Source organism: Exiguobacterium sp. MH3 (assembly GCF_000496635.1).
Lineage (GTDB): Bacteria > Bacillota > Bacilli > Exiguobacteriales > Exiguobacteriaceae > Exiguobacterium_A > Exiguobacterium_A indicum.
The window spans coordinates 1,487,796-1,511,942 of record NC_022794.1 but is presented as its reverse complement, the minus strand read 5'-3'; the positions used below and the strand labels follow the sequence as shown (position 1 = coordinate 1,511,942).

Here is a 24,147-nt window from a genome sequence, read left to right as displayed (position 1 = left end):
AATGGAGATGAAGATTGAACATATCGCCCTCTGGGTGGCAGACCTTGACGGGATGCGTCAATTCTACGAAACACACTTTGATGCAACGGCAGGCGAGCGGTATCATAATCCGGCGAAAGGGTTCATGTCGTATTTCCTGACGTTCTCGAGTGGTGCGCGTCTTGAGTTGATGCAACGGACGGATATCACGGAACGGACGATGAATGCGCTCGGGTATGCCCACTTCGCCTTTTCGCTCGGCAGCAAACAAGCGGTCGACGACTGGACGGCTCGGTTACAGAACGCAGGTGTACAACATCTTGACGGTCCCCGGACGACGGGTGACGGGTATTACGAAAGTACGGTCGCAGACCCGGAAGGTAATGTGATCGAGTTGACAATCTAAGGATGAAACGAAACAATCCCTCATTCTGATTAGAGTGAGGGATTGTTTGTTGCTCGATGAATGCTCAATGGTTTCCTGCTTGTTGGTATGTTTCGTGACGAGTTGATTTCCGACGATCGATCAATCGTTCAAATACGAAAAGAGACCCTACTGGATAGAACAATAAGAAGACAACTTTCAATAGAATCTCCGTATCCATCCACGCTGAAAATGGTGGCAAAATGCCAAATAGAAGAAGAATTATTAACGACAGAACTCCTCCTAACAGCAGGTGCAGGACAATCGACCATCTACGCTTATGCTTTTGCTGACTCACGATATATTCAATCCCTAATGATAACGGTGTCCCGATCCCTAAAAAAATCAAACTCGTATAAAAGACCGTTACGACATAAACCTCGATCAGAACGAAGATCGTCATGAACAGATTTTCTTCAACACTCCCGAGGTTCACTGGATTCATCAATAAATAGATGAATCCAAAATGAAGACTCATCAACAGAATTGCCTTCATTTTTTGCAATACTTGCTTTTTCATAGATGCCTACCCCTTTCGAAAATAGTAAAAGACAGTAAAAGCCTCTATGAACTGAGGTTCCTACTGTCTTTATCCTTCGATTCACCTATCTTAACATAACGTATAGTTTTGTAAAACATTGACACCACTGCAATTAACAAATCATGTAATGCATCAGTTGATTTGAAATTAAGGATTATTTCGTTAAACCTTTGCATGATAAGAATGTAATGCGTCCTATATTCAAGCATCTATTGAAAACTCTTTATATCCCAATATTTGTAATGATATGATTAATTCAAGCCAAATTATGGCTATATATTCTGCTTATTAAAGGAGACTCGTGTATGCGAAAGCACCTAGGATGGATCTCAATCGGTATTGTGGTTTTCACTTTCCTCACTGTTAAGCTCTTACCGTTCAATGGTTTTTGGGGTACGAACTATATGTTAGCTGGACTATTGCTTGCGCTAGTGTGCGCCATCATAAGTCTAAGAAATACGGGGAAAATCATTGCGTTAACATTACTCACTTCTCTATTGGTGCTTTTTATTTTTTCAGTGATCGGCTTCTTGGCACTAGCTTAAGTATTTCTAGAAGCGATTACATTCGATTAGCTGATATCATTACGATATTTCTTCTTGAACACGTCATACGTTGCTGAATCACCGAACAGTAGGAAACAACCGCGATCATCATAGATATTCATGACGATTTTTCGATCTACGTTCACGAAAAAGACTTCCGGATAGTATGTATATGTTTGACGAAATCTTGGTTGCAGCGGTGGGAAATCCTGATGGCAAATCGCTTTGATTAAACGCTTGTAATCTAATGCGTTTTTGTTCGGTAATAACACGGCATATTCGATCACTTGCTCTTCCTCATCCATCACTTTCTCTACAAACTTTATGTTGTATTGATCTTCTCTTCTTTTTAAGTGACGGAATACTTTCGTCGCTGACTGTTGATACTTACCGCGCTCACTTCTCACATGCACAATTAAATAAAGGGACTCCTCTTCTCGGAATACATCTTCAAACAGTTCGTTTGATTTTTTGTATACCTGTTTGAAGTATTCTTCATTGATTTCATCTAAATTATCCTTTAGCTGATAAAGATCCTTCACTAAATCTACGTGGAATACTAAATCCTTCTTGACAAAGGAACGATCAAATAAGTTCACCTTCCCAAAATGTTGTTGCAAGTATTGTTCTAAGTTCATTTTAAAACTCCTTTATTCTGATGAGGACAGATGTATTGTTTTAAATAACTGTTGCAGGACGGATCGATATAACAATTGTAGAAAGGAGGATGAAAAGATGATCATTGATACATTATCGAATCATCCTGAACAATTAGAAGTAGTTGCCACAATGATTCATACCGAATTCGTTCAAAAGAAAAAAGGAACGACACCCTATGAACAAATAAAAGCCTTTTTGGACAAAAAATCAGATGAGTCGTATCCTGTGACGTTGATTGCCTTAGATGATGTCACGTGTATCGGAACCGTCTCTCTCTTTGAAAATGACTTGAAGGAACGACCAGCCTATACGCCTTGGCTCGCTTCTTTATTCGTTGAAAAAGTCTATCGGAATCAAGGGATCGCGCAGCAACTGATCAATCAATTAATCGTTTACGCCAAATCACGACAGATCACAACAATCTATTTAAAAACAGAAAACGCTTCAGCATATTATAAAAAATTAGGATGGACTTTAGTTGAGGCGATTGAGACGACGAATTCACCCATGTATATTTTCGCTTATAATATTGATGACGCTTCATTCGTTCTAGTGAGCGACAACAGCAACTATTAAAGCTTTACTCTTATGAGATAACAGAAAGGACGTTTTTATGAATCTCGAAATTAAAAGCTATCTTGAAATTCCGCCTGAAAAAGAAGAGCATGATGTGAATCACACTTATCCAGGATTCGTAGAGATGACCCATACGATCGACAACGATATCTTTAACTATGCTTTTGGTCGAGCTGGCGGCTATCCTGCTGGAAAAGTCGTCTTTTGTATAGAGGGAATGCCTCTCCCTTTTAACGCACACGTGAGCGAGCTATTCCAATTTTGGCATGCGTTAATAAAAAGTGTGACCACGAATGATTTGCATGACATCGAAAAGTTCGATTGGTCACTTCCATATGAAAACGAAGAAATTTCTAACCAGTTCATGATTCGATTTTTCTATCGAAAAAAACAAGTAGAATTTCATTATCAAAATCAACTCTTGGCTACTTTTTCACTAGAGACCTATAAAAAAGCAGTCCTGCATGGGTTTTTAGATTTCATGTGGCATACGAATCTGGAGTTTGAGACGATCGTGTATGATTCGCTTGGTGAGGAGATTAATTACGGAGCGATGCGAGAAGATACAGGAGACGATTTATACACATGTCGCTACATCTTCTTACAATTCATGAGAGAACTTTATCGTCAAAAAAATGATATACAGACGTTGATTGACTTCGATTTTAAGATTAGTCGCCCTTTCTCTAAATTAAATTATGATTTAAACGACTAAGGACATACTGACTTAGACGAATTTACAGTCCTTTTTTAAATCGATTCTTCGTATTCGTATAGACGCCTGCAAAAATTATAAAAAACACGAGTAGAACGAAGCCTACTACGAATAAAAACGAATATCCAGATATCTCACTGAATGCGATCAATAATAGGCTAAAGCTAATCCCATACATGATCTTTCCCATGAATTTACACAGGGCGACTTCGTCATATGTTTCCTTTTTACTCTCTGACATCGTATTATATCCTGCAAGCAATGAGGCACCCTTTCCTCTTGATAAAACGATCGCAAACACTAGCATGGGGATTAAAATCACGACATACACGATGGAATCGTTCAAGGTCGTTGCTCCTTTCTCCTGTTTTAATAGATATCATGTTATTTATCCATTTACGTTCTATAAGCAGTCTGCGTTTCATAAAATATCATAAGTACACTACCACAGTAATATGTTGATTTAGTAAATGACCGAAAGAACAATCGTATGTTGAAACTCTTAATCGTACCCATTATCTGTATCCCTTTATTGATTCTATCTGCGTGTAAGGAATAACACTCAAGTGATCAAGTAAGAGCAAAGACCGCAGTGATCAACCAAGATAGTGAGCTGAACATCGTTCTACTATATGATTCCTACCAAAAATACTTTAGCGCTAGAGAGCGATTGCTTTTGAGTCAGAACCGCATGTAAAGCTTTCATCCTTAGTTCTTCTGGTTAGCGTGTCCACTTTGTTCGATTATCAAATGTAGAGAATACTCCCATGCGATATTTTGTCCTTCAACTATTCAAGGGCGTGACTGAAAACTCGAAGAGCGAGGCGATTGACTTAATTCCATCCTCACCCATCGTGACGAAAATGATGTATTGTTTTTGACCTATCAAAATCTAGATGTAGCTATAGTAAAAGCTTCCTAAAAAAGTAGACAGTTGAAATATCAAAGCTGTCTACTTTTTTAGGAAGCTTACCATTCTTATTTCATCAAGACCATTTTTCTTCAGCATCCATCCAACAATTGTTTTTTAAATCAAGAGAATCATCACTATCGTGTATCGTAAAGTACGATGGAAGATTTAGTGACGCTCCACCAGCTTTTTCCCAGCACAATCTGAACCATTGTGCAAAAACGCTTTGTTCTTGTGGAATTAACTTTTCTTCATTTTGCTCATGAAACTCAAAAAAAACCTCGAGTTGACTGTCGTTCATTTGATGATATTCGACTTCTTGTAATACATCTTCGCTCCCAGCAAAAACAGTTGAATCGTTTCCTTCGTTAAATACTTCATTTGCTTCTTTATCCATTGAGAACATGATGACCGAAAGTTCGAATCTAGTCGGTTCAATGAATGCTGTGAAGTCCAGTACTTCGATGTCCTTAGAGAACGGATAAGAAAAGATTTTCTGGAGTTGGTCCTCCACTAAACCTGACTGCTTTTCAAGATGGATCTTAATTGAATCAATATAGTTTTCGACTGTAAACATGATAAGTACCTCCAAGCATGAATCTATCAATTTATGTTATTAATTCGTCAGCCTTGCTTCATGTTTTCATCGTGTTTCTCTTGAAGTCGTCTCTCTAGAACTAATACGTATATTACAGCAAACAATACTCCAATTATTCCCGGCAAAACAGCAACGATGGGATCCTTCAAATATGCGAATGGAATTACATACGTAAACAACATCTTGATTCCATATGAAACCAACACGGACGTCAGTAAAACTAAAGTTATAGTCCGCTTTTCGATATTCCCAAAAAATTGATGTCTTTGTTTCTCTACTTTATGTATACCGAGCCAAGATAACATCTTCAAATCTCCTTTATTCATAGCTAATAGTTGACAATCATCACTCTACCATACGACCTTATATTTGTACTAAAAAGTAAGTTTACTTTAAGGATTTTCACCAAAAATGCTTATCAATATAAAAAAACTAACCTAATAAAAAAACTAACCTAATCAAAATTTACGATACGTATAAGAGGATGATTCATAGTTATCATTAAGTAAGTGAGATAGGATGACAGGCGTTTAGAAGAGAGACGTACACCTCTAATTGCTTGAATAACATCCCATTTTTTGTATACTGATAATGAAATTTATACAAATAAAAGGGGGTCTTCTCTTGAGAGCAAAACTTGGCTGGATTTCTATCGGATTAATGGTTCTTACTTTCTTGGTACTTTTTACATTCCCGATTAATGGATTTTGGGGCGACGCCATCCTCATTGGTGGTCTGGTCCTTGCTTTATTAGCTGCTATCTTTAGTAATCGAGGTATAGGCAAAATGTTAGCTTTTATTTTAATGATGGTTCTTTTAATTTTATTTGTACTATCTGTCTTGAATTTTTTAGGGATTTTCGCATAAAATCGAATCGATCGAATTGGATAACGAATGTCTAAGCTCTTACAAAGATGTGACAGTCCAATAAGAACGCTCCCTCAGAGTATATGTAAGAGAGAAAACATTCTTATATATCCAATAGATCGTCACGCAGTCATTTCAGCATAACTTTATCTGAGAGTATGCTCTTCACATTCTCTATTATATCTTCGGTTGCTTTTGGCGTTTTGACCTTCTAGATTGAAAGTATTTACTTTTTCGCTTCAAACGTCAGTGTTTTTTATGCACCTTCTCCTCTTTACTCAAGAATCAATTTAAACTTTCCTTCATGAATGACATCTGAAACTGGTGTTAATGAAAACTCTTGCAGTGTCTGCTCAGATTTTTTTTGTCGGAAATCTGACATTAACTCCGTTCCTAAACTGTAAACAGTTAATCGAGGGACATCCTTCGCTTCACTTCCAGTGCTAAGTTCTTCGTAGCTTAAGGAGTTGTTCTTAACCTGTTCGAGTATCTTCTTTTTATCGTTGAAAGCCATCTTTTCTGTTTCTATAGGGGGCGCTTTAGGATAAAGTTCCTTCGCAAACACCTCCGCTTTACCTTCGAATATGAGATAGTCGATGGAACTTGGTTGTCTGATTTCAGGATGTTCGTTCACTACGGAATGATTATACTCATGCGCAACAACGTACTCCAGTATCTCATGCGTATACTCTTCACCTAACATAATCACCATACTACCATCGCTCATCGTAAAACCAATCAGCCCGCTCGTCGCCTTTGCGGCGTATCGATGCTCTTCCGATAAGGGTAGCATCAGGATAATCTTATCTTTACCAGGAAGGTGGTCAGCTGATTTTCGGAGTGCCTCATGAACAGCTTTCATATTTTCTTTCTCTTCATGCATCAAACGTTTCGTCAATCTTTTTAAATCGTTCAAATAAGAAGTGGCGGAAAAAACGTCATTGAACCCCTTGAAATCAAGAAAGATATCCTGCTCTTTCTGAATGCGATCCAGTTCCCGACGGACGGTTTTATCGAAGATTCGCTGTAGGTCCTCGTCCGTGACGTTTGTGTCCTTCATCTTTTTCTGAACTTTTGTGAAGTAGTCGATATAGGCTGGGTACAATGTAATGATTTTTGCATGCTGGTCTTTTGCTAGTTCAACTTCTCGAATAGTGGACTTGGGTTTCTCAGTCGACTGCGTCGGTTGGGATGTACATCCTGATACACAACAAATGAGTATTGATAAAAAGAACGCTAGACGTATTCTCAAAATTATTTACCACCTTATTGTTGAAATGATTGTATCGTATAACGCTTATAAAATAATTATATAGATTTATTTTCCATCTATCCATAAAAAAGTAAGTTTCAGTTTGTTCATAGACCATTTTTAAGAACCTATAACGTTATCTACGTATACATTTGTTTTTCTAAAATTCTCATCGTTTGGAGTGTTAAACATGTCAGTTGGATGGAGTGGTACGATTCAAGATTTTTTACAGATCGATCAACATCAGTTTTCGCAAGCCTTACAGCATTCCATTCCAAATGATGCCTATCGTGTCATTTTGACGAGAAATCGAGATGGATTAATTATTTATATTTTTGAAAAACCTGAGTTAGAAGAAACATGGCATACACTTAAACACGTGTTACGTATTGAAAAACTAATATAACGTTCATCAAAAAAGTCTACATCTTGTACAGATGCAGACTTTTTTGATGAAATTTAGATGCCCATCAGTTTATTCCTTTCGTATAAAATTATCTTAATAAATTCGTCTGAATCGAAAAGAATTTTCCTTTGCATCAATTTTTTTATTAATTTCTGATTATACGTACTACCATCTATTCAGCGATGAATGCGAGCATGACAGTGCGGACAAATTGCTACGACATGTTCAGTATGATCAGGGTCACCATCCGAAAATTTATACACGTGACTCGCTTCAAATAGTTCAGATCGTCCATATACTTCGCATATTCCTGCCGCTCTCTTTCATGCATATACTTTAATCGCTTCTGATTGTTTTCTGACCTTTATTTGTTTGACTTGAAATCGACTCATCTCTTGTCGACGTATCTTGAAGAGCCATATTTTTAAATTTTCAAGCGAATCTTCAATTATTACACTACTCTTCAAATGACGTTCCGACTCGAACTGATCATGCTTCATAATCGTAGCTGATCCAAGAACAAATTGCATGATCTCCCGTGAATGACCGTCACGATCGAGCACTTGTTTCAGTTTATAATCCATTAACGTTAGCTGATCATCAAATCGATATAAACCATTTTGTTCCTGATGAAAAAGTAACATATCTTTTGAATGATTGACATGATCACGTATCGCTTTAATCTCAAACAGATTAAATCTTATCATCTGCCGATATGGACAGACGTAAAGACGAACTTATCATAACGATGGCGTGAAAACGAATACTCGAACGGTTTTCCGTTACCAAGGAATACGACTTGCTCTACTTCGATGACAGGATCGGTCTCCTCGTTCCCGAGATATTCATGATCCCATTGATTCGGCTTGTCTGCCCGAATCATCTTATGCGAGCTCGTGATCGTATAACCGAGTTCTTCTTGGATATACCGGTAAATCGAACTATCAAGAACTTCTCGCGTTACTCCGGTAATTAATGAAGACGGCATAAACGTGTGTTCGATCACGTATGGTTCGTCGTCAACATATCGAACACGCCGTATCTCATAAACGGGATCGGTCTTCTCGATCATCAGATGGCGTGCGACCTCGGCTTCCGGAAAACGAACCTCGAACTGAAGAACTTCACTTCTGACAGCCCGCTCTCCGAGCAGCTTTGTCAACCCTTGTGACTCTTTGTTTAATACATTGATTCTTCCTTGGGAAAAGCTTGACGGTAAAATGAACGTCCCTTGTCCTCGTTGTCGATAGATGATCCCCTCGAGTACGAGGATTTCTAGAGCACGTTTCATGGTCATCCGGCTGACCTCAAACTCTTCTGCTAGTTGAATCTCGTCTGGCATCGCTTCTTCCACATTGTATCCGCCATGAAGAATCCGTTCTCGTAATTCATCTGCAATTTTTTCATACTTTGGTTTCTTTTTATTAGACATGACAACACCCCATGTATAGACATATACATATAATATAACAAAAAATAAGGATCAGGGCTAGATATACCCCGATCCTTTCTTCTTATCCTTCGAATCCATTTTCTTCGATGAGATGCTTGAACCAGTAACCACTCTTTTTTACTGTACGCGTTTGATTCGTCAAATCGACACCGACGAAACCATATCGGTTCTTATAGGCATTACTCCACGACCAATTGTCCATGAACGTCCAAAGGTGATATCCTTTGACGTTCGATCCTTCCTCTAATGCATGATGCACCCATTTCAAATGTTCCGCGATGAAGTCAATCCGGTAATCATCCTGGATACTACCGTCCGTGTCTCGGTAGCGTTCTTCTCCTTCCACTCCCATCCCGTTTTCTGAAATGAAGCACTCGATGTTTCCATAATTCTCACGTAAGTTCGTCAGGATGTCATACACACCCTTTTCGTAAATTTCCCAACCACGATGTCGATTCATCTTGCGTCCCGGCATTTCATAATAATCGAAAAGATGCTCTGGCATGAACGGTGCTTTCGGATTCGGAAGATGTTCTTTTACTTTGATACGTCTCGGCTGATAGTAGTTGATGCCGAGGATATCAACGGTGTACGTCTCGATTTTTTTTCGGTCCGTTTCACCCATCGCCGGGAGGGCATCCTGCTCTTTTAACAGTTCGATTAATTCAGCAGGGAAAGTACCTAAAACGGACGGATCGAGGAAAGAACGATTGAACAAGATGTCCGCTAGATACGCTGCTTGTCGATCCGCTTCATTTTGACTTCTCGGATAAGAGGGAGTCAGGTTGAGAATAATTCCGATTTTTCCTGTTTGTCGTGTATCTCTGTATGCTTCGATTGCAAGGGCACTTGATAGAATCGAATGATAGGCGACCTGGACCGCTCGTTTAAAATCTACGACGTTCGGATAATGAAAATCGTACAAGTATCCCCCCTCGACCGGGACGATTGGTTCGTTATGGGTGAACCATTTGCCGACACGGTCACCGAACAGTTCAAAGCAGGTTTTGGCATACGCAACATAATGCATCACGACTTCCCTGCTCTCCCATCCTCCCTTTTCTTGTAAGGCAAGCGGCATATCAAAATGATATAAATTAACGAACGGTTCGATCCCAGCTTCAATCAACGCGTCAATGACACGATTGTAGAAATCGACCGCTTCCGGATTGATGGTTCCTTCTCCCGTTGGAAATAGACGCGACCAAGAAATCGATAGTCGAAACGAATTGTGCCCGAGCTCTTTCATCAAGGCAATGTCTTGTTTGTATTGATAGTAAAAGTCAGATGCTACTGAAGCACTGACACCATCAAAGAAGCGGTTCGGTTCGACCTCGTACCAGTGATCCCAAATGTTCGGACCTTTTCCACCTTCATAGGCGGCTCCTTCCGTTTGTGTCGCAGAGGCAGCTGTCCCCCACCAGAAATCCGTCGGAAAATCATACTTTTTAATCGTAGTCGTCTTGTTCTCTATCTGATTCATCATTAGCACATCCTATCTCTCATTTTTCACTCATCCGGTATACTTTATCCGATCTGTTGATTTTTCTCTTGAGTAGTATTCGCTTCTTCCCGTTCTTTCTTCAAATTCAAACGGTCAATGAAGACGAGGAACGGGAACCAGACTGCCATGATGATTGCAAAGTTGACTAATTGTAGCAATCCACCAGCTAACGAATTGGTTGCCATCATTCCACTGATGAACATCGGGACAGTCCACGGTACCGCAACACCGGTCGGAGGTGGGACGATCCCCGTTGACATCGCGAAGTACGTCACGGTCACCGTAATCAGCGGTGCGACGATCCATGGAATCATGATCAATGGGTTCATGACGATAGGAAGTCCAAAGATCATGGGTTCATTAACGTTGAAAATACCAGGTCCAATTGACAGTTTTCCGATTTGTTTCATTTGTTTCGATCGCATGAATAACAAGATGGCAACAACGACAGCGAGTGTTGAACCGGAACCCCCGATCCCAACCGTATAGATCTCGATGAATTGTTTACTGATGATGTTCGGGATTTCTCCGTTCGACGTGTACGCATTCAAGTTTTCAAGAGAGAGTGTGTTCCAAATCGGGTCCATGACCGAGTTGACGATGACTTGTCCGTGCAGTCCAAAAAACCAGAATAGTTGCACGAAGAAGATGGCGATTAACGTCGGGAAGAGTCCGTTCCCTAGATTAACAAGTGGTTTTTGAACAAGATTGAAAATGAGATCGTGTAAGTTCGTATCTAACAGTGAAGTGACGGCAATGTTAATGCCAAGGAATACGGTGAGCGTAAGTAATGCCGGGACGAGTGCTGAGAATGATTTGGCGACAGCTGTCGGCACACCGGCAGGCATTTTGATCGTCCAGTTTTTTTGAACGATGAAGCGATAGATCTCTCCTGCTATGAATCCCGTGATCATGGCTAGGAACATGCCTTTTGCGCCGAGACGGTCGAGTGGAATGACATTGCCGACTGGATCGGCGACATTTTCGACTGAAACAAAGAAAGGAGTAAGTAATAAAAACGAAACAAGTGCGATGACGCCACCGAAAACAGCTTCGACCTCATAACTTTTAGACAGATAATAACCGATACCGAATACGACGAACAATGACATGATGCCCATTGTGGCGGATGGAGCGTTTCCAAGTGATGTCTTAAAGGCATCTAGTACACCCGGAGACATGAACTTATCAAGGAACGGTAAATTCGCGACGACGACAATTAAGGAACCAAACATCGTAATCGGAAAAGCAAGCATGAATGCATCACGTAATGTCTGCAAATATCGACTATTGTTTAAAAATGCCGCCATCGGCATCAAAAAACGACTTAGCAAATCAAACCACTTACTATTCTCAGTCATCTTAAACACTCCTTATCATTTTTGGGAAAACTTATGTTCCATGAGTTCGATGAGTCCGGTCGTTAAATCAAGCATCGTCTGCGTCGACATCAGGTGATCTTCTGCATGTAATAACAATAAGGAGAGCGTCGTTGGCTCACCGTTTGCTTCCTTTTGGACCTGACTAAAGTGAACTTGATGCGCTTCTTGTAATTGCGATCTTGCATTTGATAATAATTGGTCGAAGTCTTCAAACGTGCCATCTTTATACACTTCGATCGCTTCACGAATCGTACTTCTCGCATTTCCACTGTGTAAGATCATCGTGAAAGCAATTTGCTCCATCGTCTGTTCATTCGTCTGCATATCGATCACCCCATCAACTTCACAGCTTGTTCGTAAGCTGCTTTTCCGTCTGCCATTCCATACGCCATCATATCGATGACTTCGACCGGTTTGTCTGTCGCTTGCTGAAATTTTGATAATAGAAATCGCATTTGTGGTCCAATCAAGATGACATCTGCACCAGACATCTCCTTCATCGCCTGATCTTGTCCGACTGCCCAAATTTTAGCTTCTTCTCCGAGTCCCTTCGCATGTTCTTGCATCTTCGACACCAAAATGCTCGTCGACATTCCTGAACTACACGCCAACATGATTTTTCTCATCTACAATTCCCTCCTCATTTGTAATCGCTTACACATTTGATTATACGGATTAATTCATTCATGTCTATACTTGATAATTAATTTGTTTATTTTTATTTTATAAAAGTGTAGAGTTGTTATTGAAAATAAGATGAAGGAGGAATTTGTATGACAAAACCGATTTATCTTACTCCCCTTTCAAAAGAACGAATTTGGGGCGGACAGAAGCTTCAAGAGTATGGATTTTCGATACCTAAAGAACAACGGACGGGAGAAGTCTGGACAGTAGCAAGTCATCCAAACGGCATGTCACGCGTCCAGACTGGACCAATGACGGGACTCACCTTAGAAAAACTATGGTCAAATCACCCTGAAATTTTTGGTATGGAGACCGACTCTGATTTTCCACTATTGGTAAAATGGATCGATGCCTCGGAGGATTTATCCGTTCAAGTCCATCCAAACGACAAGGATGCCAATCGTTTTGAAAAGCAGCCATTTGGTAAAAATGAATGCTGGTACATCTTAGATTGTCCAGAAGACGCCGTCCTTATCTATGGTCATTCGTTAACCTCCTTAAACAACTTTGATGAGACCATTCATCAGGGTACTTTATTGCAGTCTCTTCAGCATGTGCCAATCGCTAAAGGTGATTTTATCTATGTACCTGCTGGCACAGTACACGCGTTAACAAAAGGATGTGTCGTCCTTGAAATTCAACAAAATTCAGATACGACCTATCGACTATTTGATTACGACCGGTCTGATCCGGTGACGGGAAAGGTACGCCCGCTTCATCTTGAACAAGCCCGTCGTATCATTCGTTTTCCTCATTTCCAGTACACGGAACCTGCCGTCACGCTCACTCCTTTTCGTAAAAGATTGACACAAACACCCGACTTCTTTGTCGAAGAGTGGTCGATCAGGCAGACACATATCTTAGAGGTAAGCCGTCTGTTTCGCGTCATCACGGTCATCGAAGGTACGATTGAATTGGACCACGTCCTCCTGTCTGTCGGAGCGACTGCGATTCTTCCGGCAAATAGCACCTTTCTCATCAAAGGAAACGGTCTCGTCTTGATCACTGGTCCTTCTCTTAAAATGACAACGCCTCATCGAATCGGTATCGACCTCGGTGGAACGCAAACACGTGTCGCTGTGATCAATCAACATAAAATCGTTAAACAATTGTCGTTTCCGACCAATCCTAAAGCAGGTCCATCCCAGACGCTTTCAAATATCGAGTACGCCATTCAAGTTTTTTCAGAGGAATTTCACCTGTCGAACATCGGAATTGCCGCGCCTGGTCCACTCGATACGAAGACTGGACTTCTGTTATCTCCACCAAATTTACCAGGATGGGATGAAGTCGACTTGGTTACCCCACTTTCCTCCGCATTCGACTTACCCGTCTTTCTCGAGAACGATGCCAATGCCGCGGCTCTCGGTGAAGCGTTATACGGCGCGGGACGTCACTCATCATCTGTCTACTATGTGACCGTCAGTACAGGAATCGGTGGAGGTTATGTCTATATGAAACAACTAATCCGTGGAGCAAATGGATACGCTGGTGAGATTGGCAATACGATTATCGACTCATCGGGTCCACTGCATCCTGTGTTGAACAAAGGTTCTCTCGAAGGATATGCCAGTGGTACAGCACTACAGTCACGAGCTAACGAACGACACGCCTCGTCCATCGAGCGATTACTCGCCCATCCGCAAGAGAGGGATCGTTTTACTAATCATTTAGCAACTGGACTTGCAAACATCATTCACACGATTGATCCGGAAGTCATCGTCGTTGGAGGAGGTGTTACGGGATCTGCTGATTTATACTGGGAAGCGTTACAGGAACGTGTTCGCGAACTCGTATATCCTTCCCTTCGTTCAAAGGTCGATATCCGTCTTGCCGAATTGAAAGGACAGGCAGGCGTCATCGGAGCTGCTGCTCTAGATGAAGTAGAGTAAGCAACACATCACTTACCTTATTTAATCAAAGCAAAGAGGGTGATCCATTCCGTTATTGAAATGGATCACCCTCTTTGTATACATCCTATCTATTCGAATATAGCTATTTTTTAGAGCAGCGAATTGCTAAAAATGACTTCAGCTCGTTCTCAATCCGTTTTGGGTTTAAGGAAGAACAGAAAAATGTTAAATACCAAAAAAAGACCAAGCAGTACCCACAAGACAGAATAAAATGCTGTATTCGGGACGAACAAATAATCTATCAATAGCACGATTAAAAAGAGAATATATCCAACAAAATATACTTTTTTCTTACGCGGATCCATCGTCTCATCTCCTTTATACATATGAGTGTTCTGTCGATTACTTCGTATTTTTAATAATCACTACAGCTAAAACAATGGACGGGATGAAACAAATCAGTAGATCCGAGAGTGAGATCGAGAGTGAAGTAGGATGAATCAGCATCTCTATCCCTTTAAAAATGGCACCGAGTACAACAAGTAAAGATAGGAGAACCGGAACGAAAATACGCATGCATCTAGGAATACTCAGCCATATCCGTAAGATCTTTTGTGTTTTATCATCCATGTCATTCACCTCTTTTACAATTTTACATAAATTAGTATATCATACGTATGATTTTTGTGAAAAAATGTCGAAGTCACGTGTCGATTGAATCTTCTCCTCCACGTACAAAAGCAGTAAAAAGACACTTACACATCATGTAAGCTTCTTTTTTACTGCTTTATAGGATACATATCAATGTCTCTTCCCCTGCTACTTTGAACTAATTAATCACACCTTCTGCACTACAATAAAACTCCAGAGGAATGTTGTGTGTGGAAGAAATACCATGTTGAATGAATTCTCCACCGACCGTCACATCGTATGTTCTTCCGCCATCCATCAAAGTAGCGGTATATCCAAGCTGTCTCCATGTCCCCTTACTCGATGAAGCGGTTGACGTCATAGACGTGATAGTTTTAAAGACTTGCCTTTCTGCCTCCTCACGAAGTGCGGTATCAAATGTACCAGTGATCGAAATGGCAAATGTTGTCCCCTTCGCATGAATCGTTTTTGATTTAGATGTGGATTCTTTCTTTGAGAAATCGAACGTCGATGCGAACTTTACTTTGACTCGATCTTCCGCTATCTTTCGAAAACGGTTCGGCGTCACCCAATCCTTTTCCTTAAAGGATTTTTGATCGACGAGTTCTAAATCTGTATCTGGATGATGCGAATTAATAGTACGAAGAATAACCGCATACTGCTGATAATATTGGTTTTTTTGTTGTGGAGTCAGTGCCTTTTGTTTTCCCTCTGCAAATGCCTCGTACATAAAGGAGCTAGTTAAGGTAACACTCAATGCTGTTAAGAACGTCATCGTTTTACGCTTCATTTTTTCCACTCACTTTTTTTAGATTATGTAATATATTCTCAAATTATCACGTTATTTGTTCTTTTCCTATACTTTCACCGTCTGTTTTTCTATTCTTAATCACACTTCAATTTTATAGTTATTTTCGAATTGAAATTTATGAATTCAGCGTGATGTGACTTAGACCATTATTTATTCACAGATTCTGTGATGAGGAAGTTAAAGTCATTTGCTCCTTTTGCCAATCATTGCTTTATATTGATGTACGAAATGAACTGCAGTACCTCTCTTTTCTGGTCATTAAAAAAACGACCTCTTTTGAGATCGTCTTCCTTTAGAAAAGATGTACGCTTTCCATCATAGTGTATCGTGGACGCGCATCCGTTCTAGTTCTTTTTCTTGGTTCTTTTTAAAAGATTTCCGGCCATTCGACCATTCAACTGAAAGTACAATCCAACCGAATCCTAAAATTAATGCATAAGCTAGAAAACTATTGTACCCACCATTGAGGTATCGCCATGTCATGACGATTGTCAATAGAAGCGGCATAATGACGCCAAGATACGGATTATTTCGACTCGCTAATAGTTGCTGTAATCCTAATCCAACGGTGATGAATAAAGCAGAAATGATAAAGTTCATTCGTTGTTACCCCTCTCAAGTCGATATTTTTCGATGATTTTTTTGGCATCCTCAATCGTAATGCGATCTTCAATGGCCATTTGTTTAATGTATGCGATGAACGGTTCATTCTCGATTTTCTCATTCACTTCGATTTTCTGAATGATCCGATCGACGCGAATCCGAACTGTGGGATAGGAGACATCATAATGTTTCGCCAGTTCCTTCAAAGAACCCGAGCTTACGATGAATTATTTAACGAATTCCATCTCTTCCAATTCTAGAGATAAAACCCAATCTGGAACATCATCTTTTTTCATTTCCCATTTCCCTCCCATGTCACTACAATAGCATTCATTTAAATAAAGTTAAAGTATTTTTGATATTAATTAAACATTTAACCAATAAATCATTAAAATATATTCATTATTTCGCTTGTCATAGTGATTCAAGTCATGGTAGTTTAGGTTTGTAAAATCGGAAAAATAAGGAAAAGGAGTGTTTTACTTGAAAAGAACAACGGAATACATATTTGCTGTCATCGGTATCGTCTTGTTTGGATCATTATGTTTAGGTGGGTTTCTATTGTCTGGATCGATTGCGGATCACGCTGGCATGAGGGAGTTGGTCGATCAATTCATTCAAGATGAGAACATTACGGATGTCACGTCTACCCAAATCCTCACATCCTTCCAACAATTCTTCTTATACCTTGGTGCCGTCTCTCTCTTATGTACGATAGGCGGAATCGTCTCGATCGTCCGGATTCGCAAAAACGGTTCAGCAGGAAAGATGTTGATCATTACTGCAATTCTCGGTGGGATCTTCACATTACTCGCCGGTGTCTTTGGTTCAATCGCTTATTTGATCGCCGGTATCACTAACGTCACGAAGAATAAAAAGATAGCACGGCAATACTAAACTCAAACAGAAAGGTGTGTCGATATGTTCGCGATTACACTTCGAGAATTTAAATCGCTTTTCCAAAGTATTCGAGCCATCCTGATCATCGTCGTCTTGTTCGGTGTGTCGATTGGTTCAGCTAAGCTTGTCAGCCAGTTCAAAGAACAACTCAGTGATCTCGGTCTAGGTGACAACGCCTATATCATCGGTTTGATGCTGCTTTTGTTCTTAGCATCTCCTTTATTCGTGACGAGTATTTCTCATAGTAGCGTCAACAAAGAGATTGAATCGAAGACGATTCGTTTTCTTGCGACGAAAACATCTCGTGAGAACATCATTTTTGGAAAGTTTTTAGGCAACGTCTCGTTTTGGGTCCTCTGTCTGACAGTTGCCCTCTTGTTAATCGTTCCGTTTTCAAAATCGTTCTCGATCGTCGATTTGATCCAAAGCATCATCTTCGTCTCTTACTTCATCGGTCTGTCGCTGTTTCTTTCGACAGTCGTCAACAGCTCTGCAATGACGATGTTCGTCGGCATCTTCATCTCGATCGCGCTTCCGGTCATTGGGATGTGGAGTCTTATTTCGAAGAATGTCATCGTTGATACGTTGTCTTACTTGACGCCCTATTATTACTATACGCAAGAAAACACTGCATACACTTATCTTGTCTTGATCCATATCGCCGTCTTCGTCATCGCGAGCTTGATGATCTTTAAAAGGAGAGATTTATGATGCTAGCCCTTCGCGCAACCAATCTAACGAAACAGTACGGCAATAAGACCGTCGTCAACCAGTTGAATCTCGAAATCAAACAAGGGGCCATCTTCGGCTTCCTTGGTCAAAATGGCGCCGGTAAATCAACATTCATCAACATGATCACAGGTCTTGTCCGTCCGACATCCGGAACGTTCGAGTTACTCGGAGCACCGAATGATTCCTTGAAGGACGTCCGGACCCGAATCGGCGTCCTGCCGGATTACTCGACCTTTTACGAAAACTTCACGGCGCACGATCACTTGAAGTATTTCAGTAAAGTCCTCGGTCTGAAGACGACGACGGACGAATTAAAACAACTCCTCCGTGATGTCCAACTTGAAGACGCCATCGATGTGAAAACGAAGAACTACTCCTTTGGGATGAAAAAAAAGCTCGGGATCGCCCAAGCCCTGATTAATCGACCGGAAATCCTATTTTTAGATGAACCGACGTCTGGCGTTGATGCCAACTCGATTCTCGGGATTCATACTTTGATTCGCAAGATCGCAGCAGACGGAACGACGATTTTCTTAACGTCTCATAACTTAGACGAGGTCGAAAAACTGTGTACGGAGATCGCGATCATGCAGGACGGAACGATTCAGACGCAAGGCACGATGGAGGAGTTACGGGAACAACATGAGAAGAACATCACCGTTCACGTAAAACATGCACCGCTCGACAATGATACACAACAACATCTGCAGACCAAGTTGTCGACACTTGCGAAAGACGTCATCGTCTCCTCTACTCACTCGACGTTCATCGTCCAAAGTGAACACGATATTGCTACGATCAATAGCTACCTCGTCTCGCAACACGTTAACGTGTATCGACTCGAAGTCGAGGAAGCGTCGTTGGAAGAGATCTTCTTGAATTTAGGTTCAGAAATTCGCTCGGCATAAAGTGAATAACTTGCCTCATGATGAATCAAACAAAAACTTTTATACAACATCCCCCCCATTCCACTTATGAAATGAGGGGGATTATTTTTATTTTCTGCTATCTGTTCATGAAGCCCGCTCTCTTCGTAAGAGATACAGGAAGTACGGTACACCGATGATTGCTGTGATCAATCCGGCTGGTACTTCAAGCGGCGGATGAATCCCGCGACCGAGCGCATCGGCGACGACGAGCAGCCCACCGCCGAGTAACAGCGCCATCGGTAAAACGGCGAGATGTTTATGTCCGACGAGACGCCGTGCCATATGTGGAGCAATCAGACCGATGAAGCCGATTGCACCGACCGTCGCGACGGCAACACCCGCTAGAACAACAGCGAGCGCTAAGAAGACGTGCCGCGTCCGCTGAATCGGTAACCCGAGACCAATGCTGACTTCCTCACTAAGTGATAAGACATCGAGTTGATGATGGCGATAGAAGAGGATCGCACCAATCACGACGAGCACCGGCGCTAAGATCAACACTTCCTGCCACCCTTTCCCGAACAGACTTCCAGCAAGCCAGACGAGTGAATCGTTCGTCTGGAGTGGAAATTTAATCAACAGGTATTCTGTTCCTGAAGCACAGATCGCACTAACGGCGATACCAAGTAACGCAAACGAACTGCGTGAGACGTTTCCACCCCGCTCAAGCATCATCAACGCTAACATGACGAGTGCTGCTCCGATAAAGGCGGCGAGCGGTGTCAACAAGAGCGGACCGTCCGGCACGAGGGCAATCGTCAAAACAGCGAACAGAGACGCTCCATTCGTCACCCCAATCACGTCCGGTGAGATCAATGGATTGCGGATGACACTTTGTAAGATGACTCCAGCAAGAGCGAAACTCGCACCTGCTAAAAAGGCAAGGACCGTTCGCGGCAAGCGGTAATTTTGGACGATGAAGGCATCCTTTCCACCGAAGAACGACTGCCAGAGTTCCGTTACCGACAACTGAATCGAACCGACCGACAGTAAGGCGAAGCTTGTGACGAAAACGATTACTGCGACAAGTAGAATCCGACGCATCTCTCTCATCGTAATCCCCCTTTCATCTGACGGCGTGCCAGCAGAAGGAAGAAGGGTGCTCCGAGTAATGACGTCACGATGCCGACCGGTGATTCATACGGATAGGCAATGAAGCGCGCGAGGACATCGGCGTACGTCAACAACAGACCACCGATGACGGCAGAGACGGGTAAGACGATCCGGTAGTCCTCACCAACGAGGCGACGCGTAATATGCGGCACCATCAAACCGATGAAGCCGATTGCTCCGGCGACGGCAACCGTCACCCCTGCGAGTAACACGACACTGATGCCGGCAAGCAGACGGATCCGCGTCACTTTTTGTCCGAGTCCGACCGCGACGTCTTGCCCGAGTTGGAAAACGGCGAGCGACTTCGCAAGACTTGCCGCAAGAATCAAACCGGCGAGCGACCACGGTAAGACGATCCGGAGTTCGAGCCAGCTTGCTTCACTGAGCGAACCGGACAACCAATACAACACGTTCGTAATTCGATCGTTGAACAAGATCAAGCCTTTCGTTAGCGACGTCAATAAGAGATGGATCGCCATCCCAACGAGGGCAAGTTTTAACGCCGTCATTCCGCGAATCGAAGCGAATGAAAAGACGAGCACGCCACCGAGTAAGGCACCGGCAAAAGCGAAGTAAAGCAAGTTCGCCGTTCCGAGTGACGGAAAGATGAGTAGGCTTAAGACGACGAGAAACGACGCACCAGCATTGACCCCAAAGACTTGTGGTGAAGCGAGCGGATTCCGTGTCACAGCTTGCATGATCGCTCCAGCGACAGCAAGGTTTGCTCCGAGCAACAATCCGAGTAAGAGACGCGGCAGGCGCAGATTCGTCAGGACGAGTCCCGCTTTAGAGGTCGTGCCACTGATCCACTCCTGCACTAAGTGGACCGGATTCATCTGTGTGATACCAAAGAACAAGCTACTATAAACGGCCAAGCCACTGAGTAAGATAAGTACGAAAATCAGACGTTTCCGCTGCACCGGATCTTTCCCCTTTCATCAAGACGAAAAGCCAGATTGCTCCGGCTTTTTGTCGTTCGTTATTTCTGTTTGAGCAATTGAATTGCTTCGTCAACGATTTGTTCAGCAGCGTCCAGACCACGGTAACGTGTCCAGAGGTCACGATTGACTTCATAGACTTCTCCGTTTTTGACCGCTGTGATCTGATTCCAGAGCGGATTATCCTTCCACTCTTTCAGTAACTTCGGATCGGCTTCCGCCATGAAGATGACATCCGGATCCCACTTGACCATCTGCTCTAACGTGATCGTCACGGTCGGTTCCGCTGTTTTCGTAACGGCATTCTCGATACCAATCTTCTCGAGCAACTCACCGTCAAACGACGTCTCACCGTGTGCTGTCAGTGAATCGGCGCGGAAGACACCGACCATGACTTTCCGGTCATCTTTTGGATCAACCTTCTTCTTCGCTGCCTGCAAGCGCTCTTCATGAAGCGCAAGGCGATCGTCCATCTGTTTCGTTTTGCCGACCGCTTCAGCAATCGTCTTGAACGAATCGATGTTCTCTTCATATGTTGCATTGCGACTCTTCAAGATGATCGTCGGTGCAATTTCTTGTAATTGCTTGTAAATCCCTTTATGACGATTGAAGTCGCCGATGATCAAGTCCGGTTGCAAGGAACTGATCACTTCAAGATTCGGTTGTTGGCGTGTACCGACTTCCGTGAACGAGATGTCTTTTCCGAGTAATCCGGAGACATCGGTCTTGTTTTCTTGTGCAATCCCGACTGGTGTGATGCCGAGTTCATCTAATGCATCAACGAACGAGAATTCGAGCGCGACGACCTTCTTCGGCTTTTCCGGTACTTTCGTTTTTCCTGCTTCGTGCGTGATCGTCCGCGTCTTTTCGTTCGATTGCTCTGCTTGACTAGAACAAGCCGCAAGCATCAAACTGCTCAACACGAGGAGCGTCAACGCTGTCATCCAAGTTTTCCGTCTCATGGTGAGACCTCCTTTGATTCGTGATTCGACATTGAGAATCATTCTTAATTAATCCTGTCTCAGCATATCAAAGATTTCCATCGAACAAAAGGGAAATCCTTATTTTCAGATAATATAGACTGAAATCCACATTTTCTGAAGCAATATGGGATAATCAGGTAGTGAATAAAGGAGGGATCAGAGATGGATTGGATGAAAGACTTAGGACAGCGAATTGAGTTTCCGCTCGATGCAATCACGTTTGATCAATTACCTGACTTACTCGAAGCCTTCGCCTACCAGTTACCGTTCGAGAATACGACCGTCCTTGAGAAACGCATCCGTCCGTTTAGCGACGAGCGCTTCATCGAAACATTCTTGACGGAGCGACGCGGTGGTGTCTGTTACGACCTGAACGGACTGCTGCACCGGGTCCTGCAGGAACTGAATTGTCCCGTTCGACTCGTTCAAGCGACTGTTTACGATACGAAGTCGGACGCCTGGTCAGCGACCGGACCGACCCATGTTGCGATCATTTGGAATGAAACGCACTTGCTCGATACCGGCTTCGGCGTCAATTTACCGCTCGTTCCTGTTCCGTTGAATGGGGAGACCGTTCATTCCGCTAGCGGCAGTTACCGGATCATCAATAATGACACACTTGTGATGAAGCGAACGGGACAAGCGGAGTTTGTGACTGGCTACCGGTTCGACCGCGAGACATCCATTACAACAGATGACTTATCGAAGATGGAACAGATCATCCAGCAGAGCGACGCTTCGCCATTCAATAAAGGTCGCCTCGTCGCGATGCGGACGCCGCGCGGACAAAAGACGTTGACTGAGCGGACGTTACGGATTGAAGAAACGACGACGACCGAGTTACCGGTCGCAGGTCCCGCCCAATTCGACATGCTGTACAATACACACTTTTTAGGACGGGAGTCGTAAATCATGGATCGTTATACGCTTTGTTTAATCCGCCATGCGGACCACTTTTTACTCGTCAATCGGCAAAAACGTCCGGCGATGGGCATGTGGAATGGTGTCGGTGGTAAGATCGAACCGGGCGAGACACCGGAAGCTGCCGTCATCCGCGAGACGTTTGAAGAGACAGGTATCACGCTCACCTCAGTGACATCAAAAGGCATCGTCCGCTTACATGGGGAAGAGACTTCTGGCATGTACCTCTACCTGGCTGATTTAGAAAATCGTCCATTTCCGACACCGGTCATGACAGTTGAAGGAATCCTCGATTGGAAATCACTCGACTGGATTTTAAGCGACGATAACATGGGTATCATCAGCAACCTCCGGCACTACCTACCGATTGCTCTGTCGACCGAACACCCGTTACTGCATGACTTCCATTACGATGCCCATACGATCACGGCATACGAGACACATGAATTAATTGAGACATAACACAACATCCCCGCTCGTCCTTTCGGACAGGCGGGGATGTTTCGTTAGAATAAATGTAAGCCCGTCACGATGACAGCGACGATGACGATGCCCGGTAACAAGTTCGCGACGCGGATCTTCGTGATTCCGGCGAGATTAAGACCGATCGCTGCAATCATCACTCCACCGGTCGCCGTCATCTCCAAGATGAATTCTTGCAAGGCGGCGTCGGGAATGAACTTCGTGATCGCAACGGCACTCAGTGCGATCGCTCCTTGATACAGAAAGACGGGAATCGCTGAGAACATGACGCCGATCCCGAGCGTTGAACTGAGGACGAGCGCCGTGAAGCCGTCAATCAATCCCTTCGTATAGAGGACGTCGTGATCCTGACGTAGTCCACCGTCGAGCGCACCGAGAACACCCATCGCTCCAATGACGAAAATCAACGTCGCGGTAACGAAGCCTTCGGCGATATTCGATGGTCGACCGCGACTGATTTTACGTTCGAGCCATGCCCCCATCCGGTCGAGCTTCTCATCGAGACGGAACCATTCCCCGATCGTACCTCCGAGAACGAGACTACCGATGACGATCAAAAAGTTCGTGCTTTTCATTCCCATCTGGATCCCGAGGACGACGACGGCTAGACCAATCGCTTGCAAGACCGTCTCCTTCATCCGTTCCGGAATCCGGTGGAACATCAATCCGAGCAACGTCCCGACGATGATCAGGACGGTATTGACGAGTGTACCTGTTAAAACCATCTGACAGCC

29 protein-coding genes and 1 pseudogene are annotated in these 24,147 nt (G+C 43.0%); 11 read left to right on the top strand and 19 right to left on the bottom strand.

The features are described from left to right. Positions 1 to 7 precede the first annotated feature (7 nt). On the top strand, positions 8 to 385 hold the full coding sequence (locus tag U719_RS08000; protein ID WP_023468248.1) for a VOC family protein: 378 nt from the start codon (positions 8 to 10) through the stop codon (positions 383 to 385). Positions 386 to 449: 64 nt separating this feature from the next. Here the strand turns inward: U719_RS08000 and U719_RS07995 are convergent, their stop codons facing one another. Continuing rightward, the gene (locus U719_RS07995; RefSeq protein ID WP_023468247.1) at positions 450 to 923 is read right to left on the bottom strand and encodes a hypothetical protein; all 474 of its coding nucleotides are present in this window, start codon (positions 921 to 923) and stop codon (positions 450 to 452) included. A 592-nt stretch (positions 924 to 1,515) separates the two neighbouring features. After that, a complete protein-coding gene (locus tag U719_RS07980) occupies positions 1,516 to 2,127 on the bottom strand; it encodes a hypothetical protein (protein ID WP_023468244.1) in 612 nt (203 codons plus the stop codon). A gap of 97 nt (positions 2,128 to 2,224) precedes the next feature. Between U719_RS07980 and U719_RS07975 the strand changes: the two genes are divergently transcribed. Next, complete coding sequence (locus tag U719_RS07975; RefSeq protein WP_023468243.1) at positions 2,225 to 2,725, top strand: GNAT family N-acetyltransferase; 501 nt, start codon at positions 2,225 to 2,227, stop codon at positions 2,723 to 2,725. Positions 2,726 to 2,762: 37 nt separating this feature from the next. Continuing rightward, complete coding sequence (locus U719_RS07970; RefSeq protein ID WP_023468242.1) at positions 2,763 to 3,440, top strand: hypothetical protein; 678 nt, start codon at positions 2,763 to 2,765, stop codon at positions 3,438 to 3,440. A gap of 22 nt (positions 3,441 to 3,462) precedes the next feature. Here U719_RS07970 and U719_RS07965 read toward each other — a convergent pair whose 3' ends face one another. After that, positions 3,463 to 3,747, bottom strand: coding sequence for a DUF3784 domain-containing protein (locus U719_RS07965; RefSeq protein WP_051353626.1), 285 nt, complete (start codon positions 3,745 to 3,747; stop codon positions 3,463 to 3,465). A 679-nt stretch (positions 3,748 to 4,426) separates the two neighbouring features. Beyond that, positions 4,427 to 4,927 (bottom strand): hypothetical protein, encoded by a 501-nt coding sequence (locus tag U719_RS07960; protein ID WP_023468240.1) that lies wholly within the window; start codon positions 4,925 to 4,927, stop codon positions 4,427 to 4,429. Positions 4,928 to 5,572: 645 nt separating this feature from the next. Between U719_RS07960 and U719_RS07950 the strand changes: the two genes are divergently transcribed. Further along, complete coding sequence (locus U719_RS07950) at positions 5,573 to 5,815, top strand: hypothetical protein (RefSeq protein ID WP_023468238.1); 243 nt, start codon at positions 5,573 to 5,575, stop codon at positions 5,813 to 5,815. Between the two features lie 274 nt (positions 5,816 to 6,089). Here the strand turns inward: U719_RS07950 and U719_RS07945 are convergent, their stop codons facing one another. Then, positions 6,090 to 6,875, bottom strand: a complete 786-nt coding sequence (locus U719_RS07945) for a DUF2268 domain-containing protein (protein ID WP_156357193.1) — start codon at positions 6,873 to 6,875, stop codon at positions 6,090 to 6,092. Positions 6,876 to 7,257: 382 nt separating this feature from the next. On the opposite strand from U719_RS07945, the gene U719_RS07940 reads away from it, so the two are divergent. After that, the gene (locus U719_RS07940) at positions 7,258 to 7,473 is read left to right on the top strand and encodes a hypothetical protein (RefSeq protein WP_023468236.1); all 216 of its coding nucleotides are present in this window, start codon (positions 7,258 to 7,260) and stop codon (positions 7,471 to 7,473) included. Between the two features lie 176 nt (positions 7,474 to 7,649). Here U719_RS07940 and U719_RS17120 read toward each other — a convergent pair whose 3' ends face one another. From U719_RS17120 to U719_RS07910, 7 genes are all read right to left on the bottom strand, one after another. Beyond that, positions 7,650 to 7,781, bottom strand: coding sequence for an HNH endonuclease (locus U719_RS17120; protein WP_353047611.1), 132 nt, complete (start codon positions 7,779 to 7,781; stop codon positions 7,650 to 7,652). Between the two features lie 15 nt (positions 7,782 to 7,796). After that, positions 7,797 to 8,117 carry a hypothetical protein gene (locus tag U719_RS16835; RefSeq protein ID WP_023468235.1) on the bottom strand — a complete coding sequence of 107 codons (321 nt, stop codon included), beginning with the start codon at positions 8,115 to 8,117 and terminating at the stop codon, positions 7,797 to 7,799. A gap of 59 nt (positions 8,118 to 8,176) precedes the next feature. Continuing rightward, positions 8,177 to 8,905: a GntR family transcriptional regulator gene (locus U719_RS07930; protein WP_023468234.1), complete on the bottom strand. Its 729-nt coding sequence runs from the start codon at positions 8,903 to 8,905 to the stop codon at positions 8,177 to 8,179. A gap of 82 nt (positions 8,906 to 8,987) precedes the next feature. Next, the gene (locus U719_RS07925; protein ID WP_369792083.1) at positions 8,988 to 10,412 is read right to left on the bottom strand and encodes a glycoside hydrolase family 1 protein; all 1,425 of its coding nucleotides are present in this window, start codon (positions 10,410 to 10,412) and stop codon (positions 8,988 to 8,990) included. A 41-nt stretch (positions 10,413 to 10,453) separates the two neighbouring features. After that, positions 10,454 to 11,791: a PTS cellobiose transporter subunit IIC gene (celB, locus tag U719_RS07920; RefSeq protein ID WP_023468232.1), complete on the bottom strand. Its 1,338-nt coding sequence runs from the start codon at positions 11,789 to 11,791 to the stop codon at positions 10,454 to 10,456. Positions 11,792 to 11,806: 15 nt separating this feature from the next. Continuing rightward, complete coding sequence (locus U719_RS07915; RefSeq protein ID WP_041255102.1) at positions 11,807 to 12,136, bottom strand: PTS lactose/cellobiose transporter subunit IIA; 330 nt, start codon at positions 12,134 to 12,136, stop codon at positions 11,807 to 11,809. Positions 12,137 to 12,141: 5 nt separating this feature from the next. Then, the gene (locus tag U719_RS07910) at positions 12,142 to 12,438 is read right to left on the bottom strand and encodes a PTS sugar transporter subunit IIB (protein ID WP_023468230.1); all 297 of its coding nucleotides are present in this window, start codon (positions 12,436 to 12,438) and stop codon (positions 12,142 to 12,144) included. Between the two features lie 147 nt (positions 12,439 to 12,585). Between U719_RS07910 and U719_RS16485 the strand changes: the two genes are divergently transcribed. Next, positions 12,586 to 14,388 carry a type I phosphomannose isomerase catalytic subunit gene (locus U719_RS16485; RefSeq protein WP_051353605.1) on the top strand — a complete coding sequence of 601 codons (1,803 nt, stop codon included), beginning with the start codon at positions 12,586 to 12,588 and terminating at the stop codon, positions 14,386 to 14,388. Positions 14,389 to 15,178: 790 nt separating this feature from the next. On the opposite strand, the gene U719_RS16480 is transcribed toward U719_RS16485, so the two are convergent. From U719_RS16480 to U719_RS07880, 3 genes and pseudogenes are all read right to left on the bottom strand, one after another. Beyond that, positions 15,179 to 15,790, bottom strand: a complete 612-nt coding sequence (locus tag U719_RS16480; protein ID WP_144080700.1) for a hypothetical protein — start codon at positions 15,788 to 15,790, stop codon at positions 15,179 to 15,181. A gap of 336 nt (positions 15,791 to 16,126) precedes the next feature. Next, positions 16,127 to 16,411: a hypothetical protein gene (locus tag U719_RS07885; protein ID WP_023468226.1), complete on the bottom strand. Its 285-nt coding sequence runs from the start codon at positions 16,409 to 16,411 to the stop codon at positions 16,127 to 16,129. Continuing rightward, a pseudogene (locus tag U719_RS07880) lies at positions 16,408 to 16,710 on the bottom strand (DUF2089 family protein). The gene U719_RS07885 and the pseudogene U719_RS07880 overlap by 4 nt, the downstream one beginning before the upstream one ends. A 187-nt stretch (positions 16,711 to 16,897) precedes the next feature. On the opposite strand from U719_RS07880, the gene U719_RS07875 reads away from it, so the two are divergent. The 3 genes from U719_RS07875 to U719_RS07865 are packed head-to-tail and all read left to right on the top strand — an operon-like array spanning position 16,898 to position 18,954. Continuing rightward, a complete protein-coding gene (locus U719_RS07875) occupies positions 16,898 to 17,311 on the top strand; it encodes a DUF4064 domain-containing protein (RefSeq protein WP_023468225.1) in 414 nt (137 codons plus the stop codon). A gap of 24 nt (positions 17,312 to 17,335) precedes the next feature. Further along, positions 17,336 to 18,025: an ABC transporter permease gene (locus tag U719_RS07870; protein WP_023468224.1), complete on the top strand. Its 690-nt coding sequence runs from the start codon at positions 17,336 to 17,338 to the stop codon at positions 18,023 to 18,025. Then, positions 18,022 to 18,954, top strand: a complete 933-nt coding sequence (locus U719_RS07865; RefSeq protein WP_369792082.1) for an ATP-binding cassette domain-containing protein — start codon at positions 18,022 to 18,024, stop codon at positions 18,952 to 18,954. Before U719_RS07870 ends, U719_RS07865 begins: the two co-directional genes overlap by 4 nt. Positions 18,955 to 19,059: 105 nt before the next feature. On the opposite strand, the gene U719_RS07860 is transcribed toward U719_RS07865, so the two are convergent. From U719_RS07860 to U719_RS07850, 3 genes are read right to left on the bottom strand one after another with little or no spacing between them, the layout of a single operon-like run. Beyond that, the gene (locus U719_RS07860) at positions 19,060 to 20,028 is read right to left on the bottom strand and encodes an iron ABC transporter permease (protein ID WP_023468222.1); all 969 of its coding nucleotides are present in this window, start codon (positions 20,026 to 20,028) and stop codon (positions 19,060 to 19,062) included. After that, a complete protein-coding gene (locus U719_RS07855; protein ID WP_023468221.1) occupies positions 20,025 to 21,008 on the bottom strand; it encodes an iron ABC transporter permease in 984 nt (327 codons plus the stop codon). The genes U719_RS07860 and U719_RS07855 overlap by 4 nt, the downstream gene beginning before the upstream one ends. A gap of 59 nt (positions 21,009 to 21,067) precedes the next feature. Continuing rightward, the gene (locus U719_RS07850) at positions 21,068 to 21,934 is read right to left on the bottom strand and encodes a Fe(3+) dicitrate ABC transporter substrate-binding protein (RefSeq protein ID WP_369792085.1); all 867 of its coding nucleotides are present in this window, start codon (positions 21,932 to 21,934) and stop codon (positions 21,068 to 21,070) included. 237 nt (positions 21,935 to 22,171) lie between these two features. Between U719_RS07850 and U719_RS07845 the strand changes: the two genes are divergently transcribed. Together U719_RS07845 and U719_RS07840 are read left to right on the top strand one after the other, a co-directional pair. After that, positions 22,172 to 22,918, top strand: a complete 747-nt coding sequence (locus U719_RS07845; RefSeq protein WP_023468219.1) for an arylamine N-acetyltransferase — start codon at positions 22,172 to 22,174, stop codon at positions 22,916 to 22,918. A gap of 3 nt (positions 22,919 to 22,921) precedes the next feature. Further along, positions 22,922 to 23,392, top strand: coding sequence for an 8-oxo-dGTP diphosphatase (locus U719_RS07840; RefSeq protein WP_023468218.1), 471 nt, complete (start codon positions 22,922 to 22,924; stop codon positions 23,390 to 23,392). Positions 23,393 to 23,436: 44 nt separating this feature from the next. Here U719_RS07840 and U719_RS07835 read toward each other — a convergent pair whose 3' ends face one another. Beyond that, the gene (locus tag U719_RS07835) at positions 23,437 to 24,138 is read right to left on the bottom strand and encodes a DUF554 domain-containing protein (RefSeq protein ID WP_023468217.1); all 702 of its coding nucleotides are present in this window, start codon (positions 24,136 to 24,138) and stop codon (positions 23,437 to 23,439) included. Between the last annotated feature and the right edge of the window lie 9 nt (positions 24,139 to 24,147).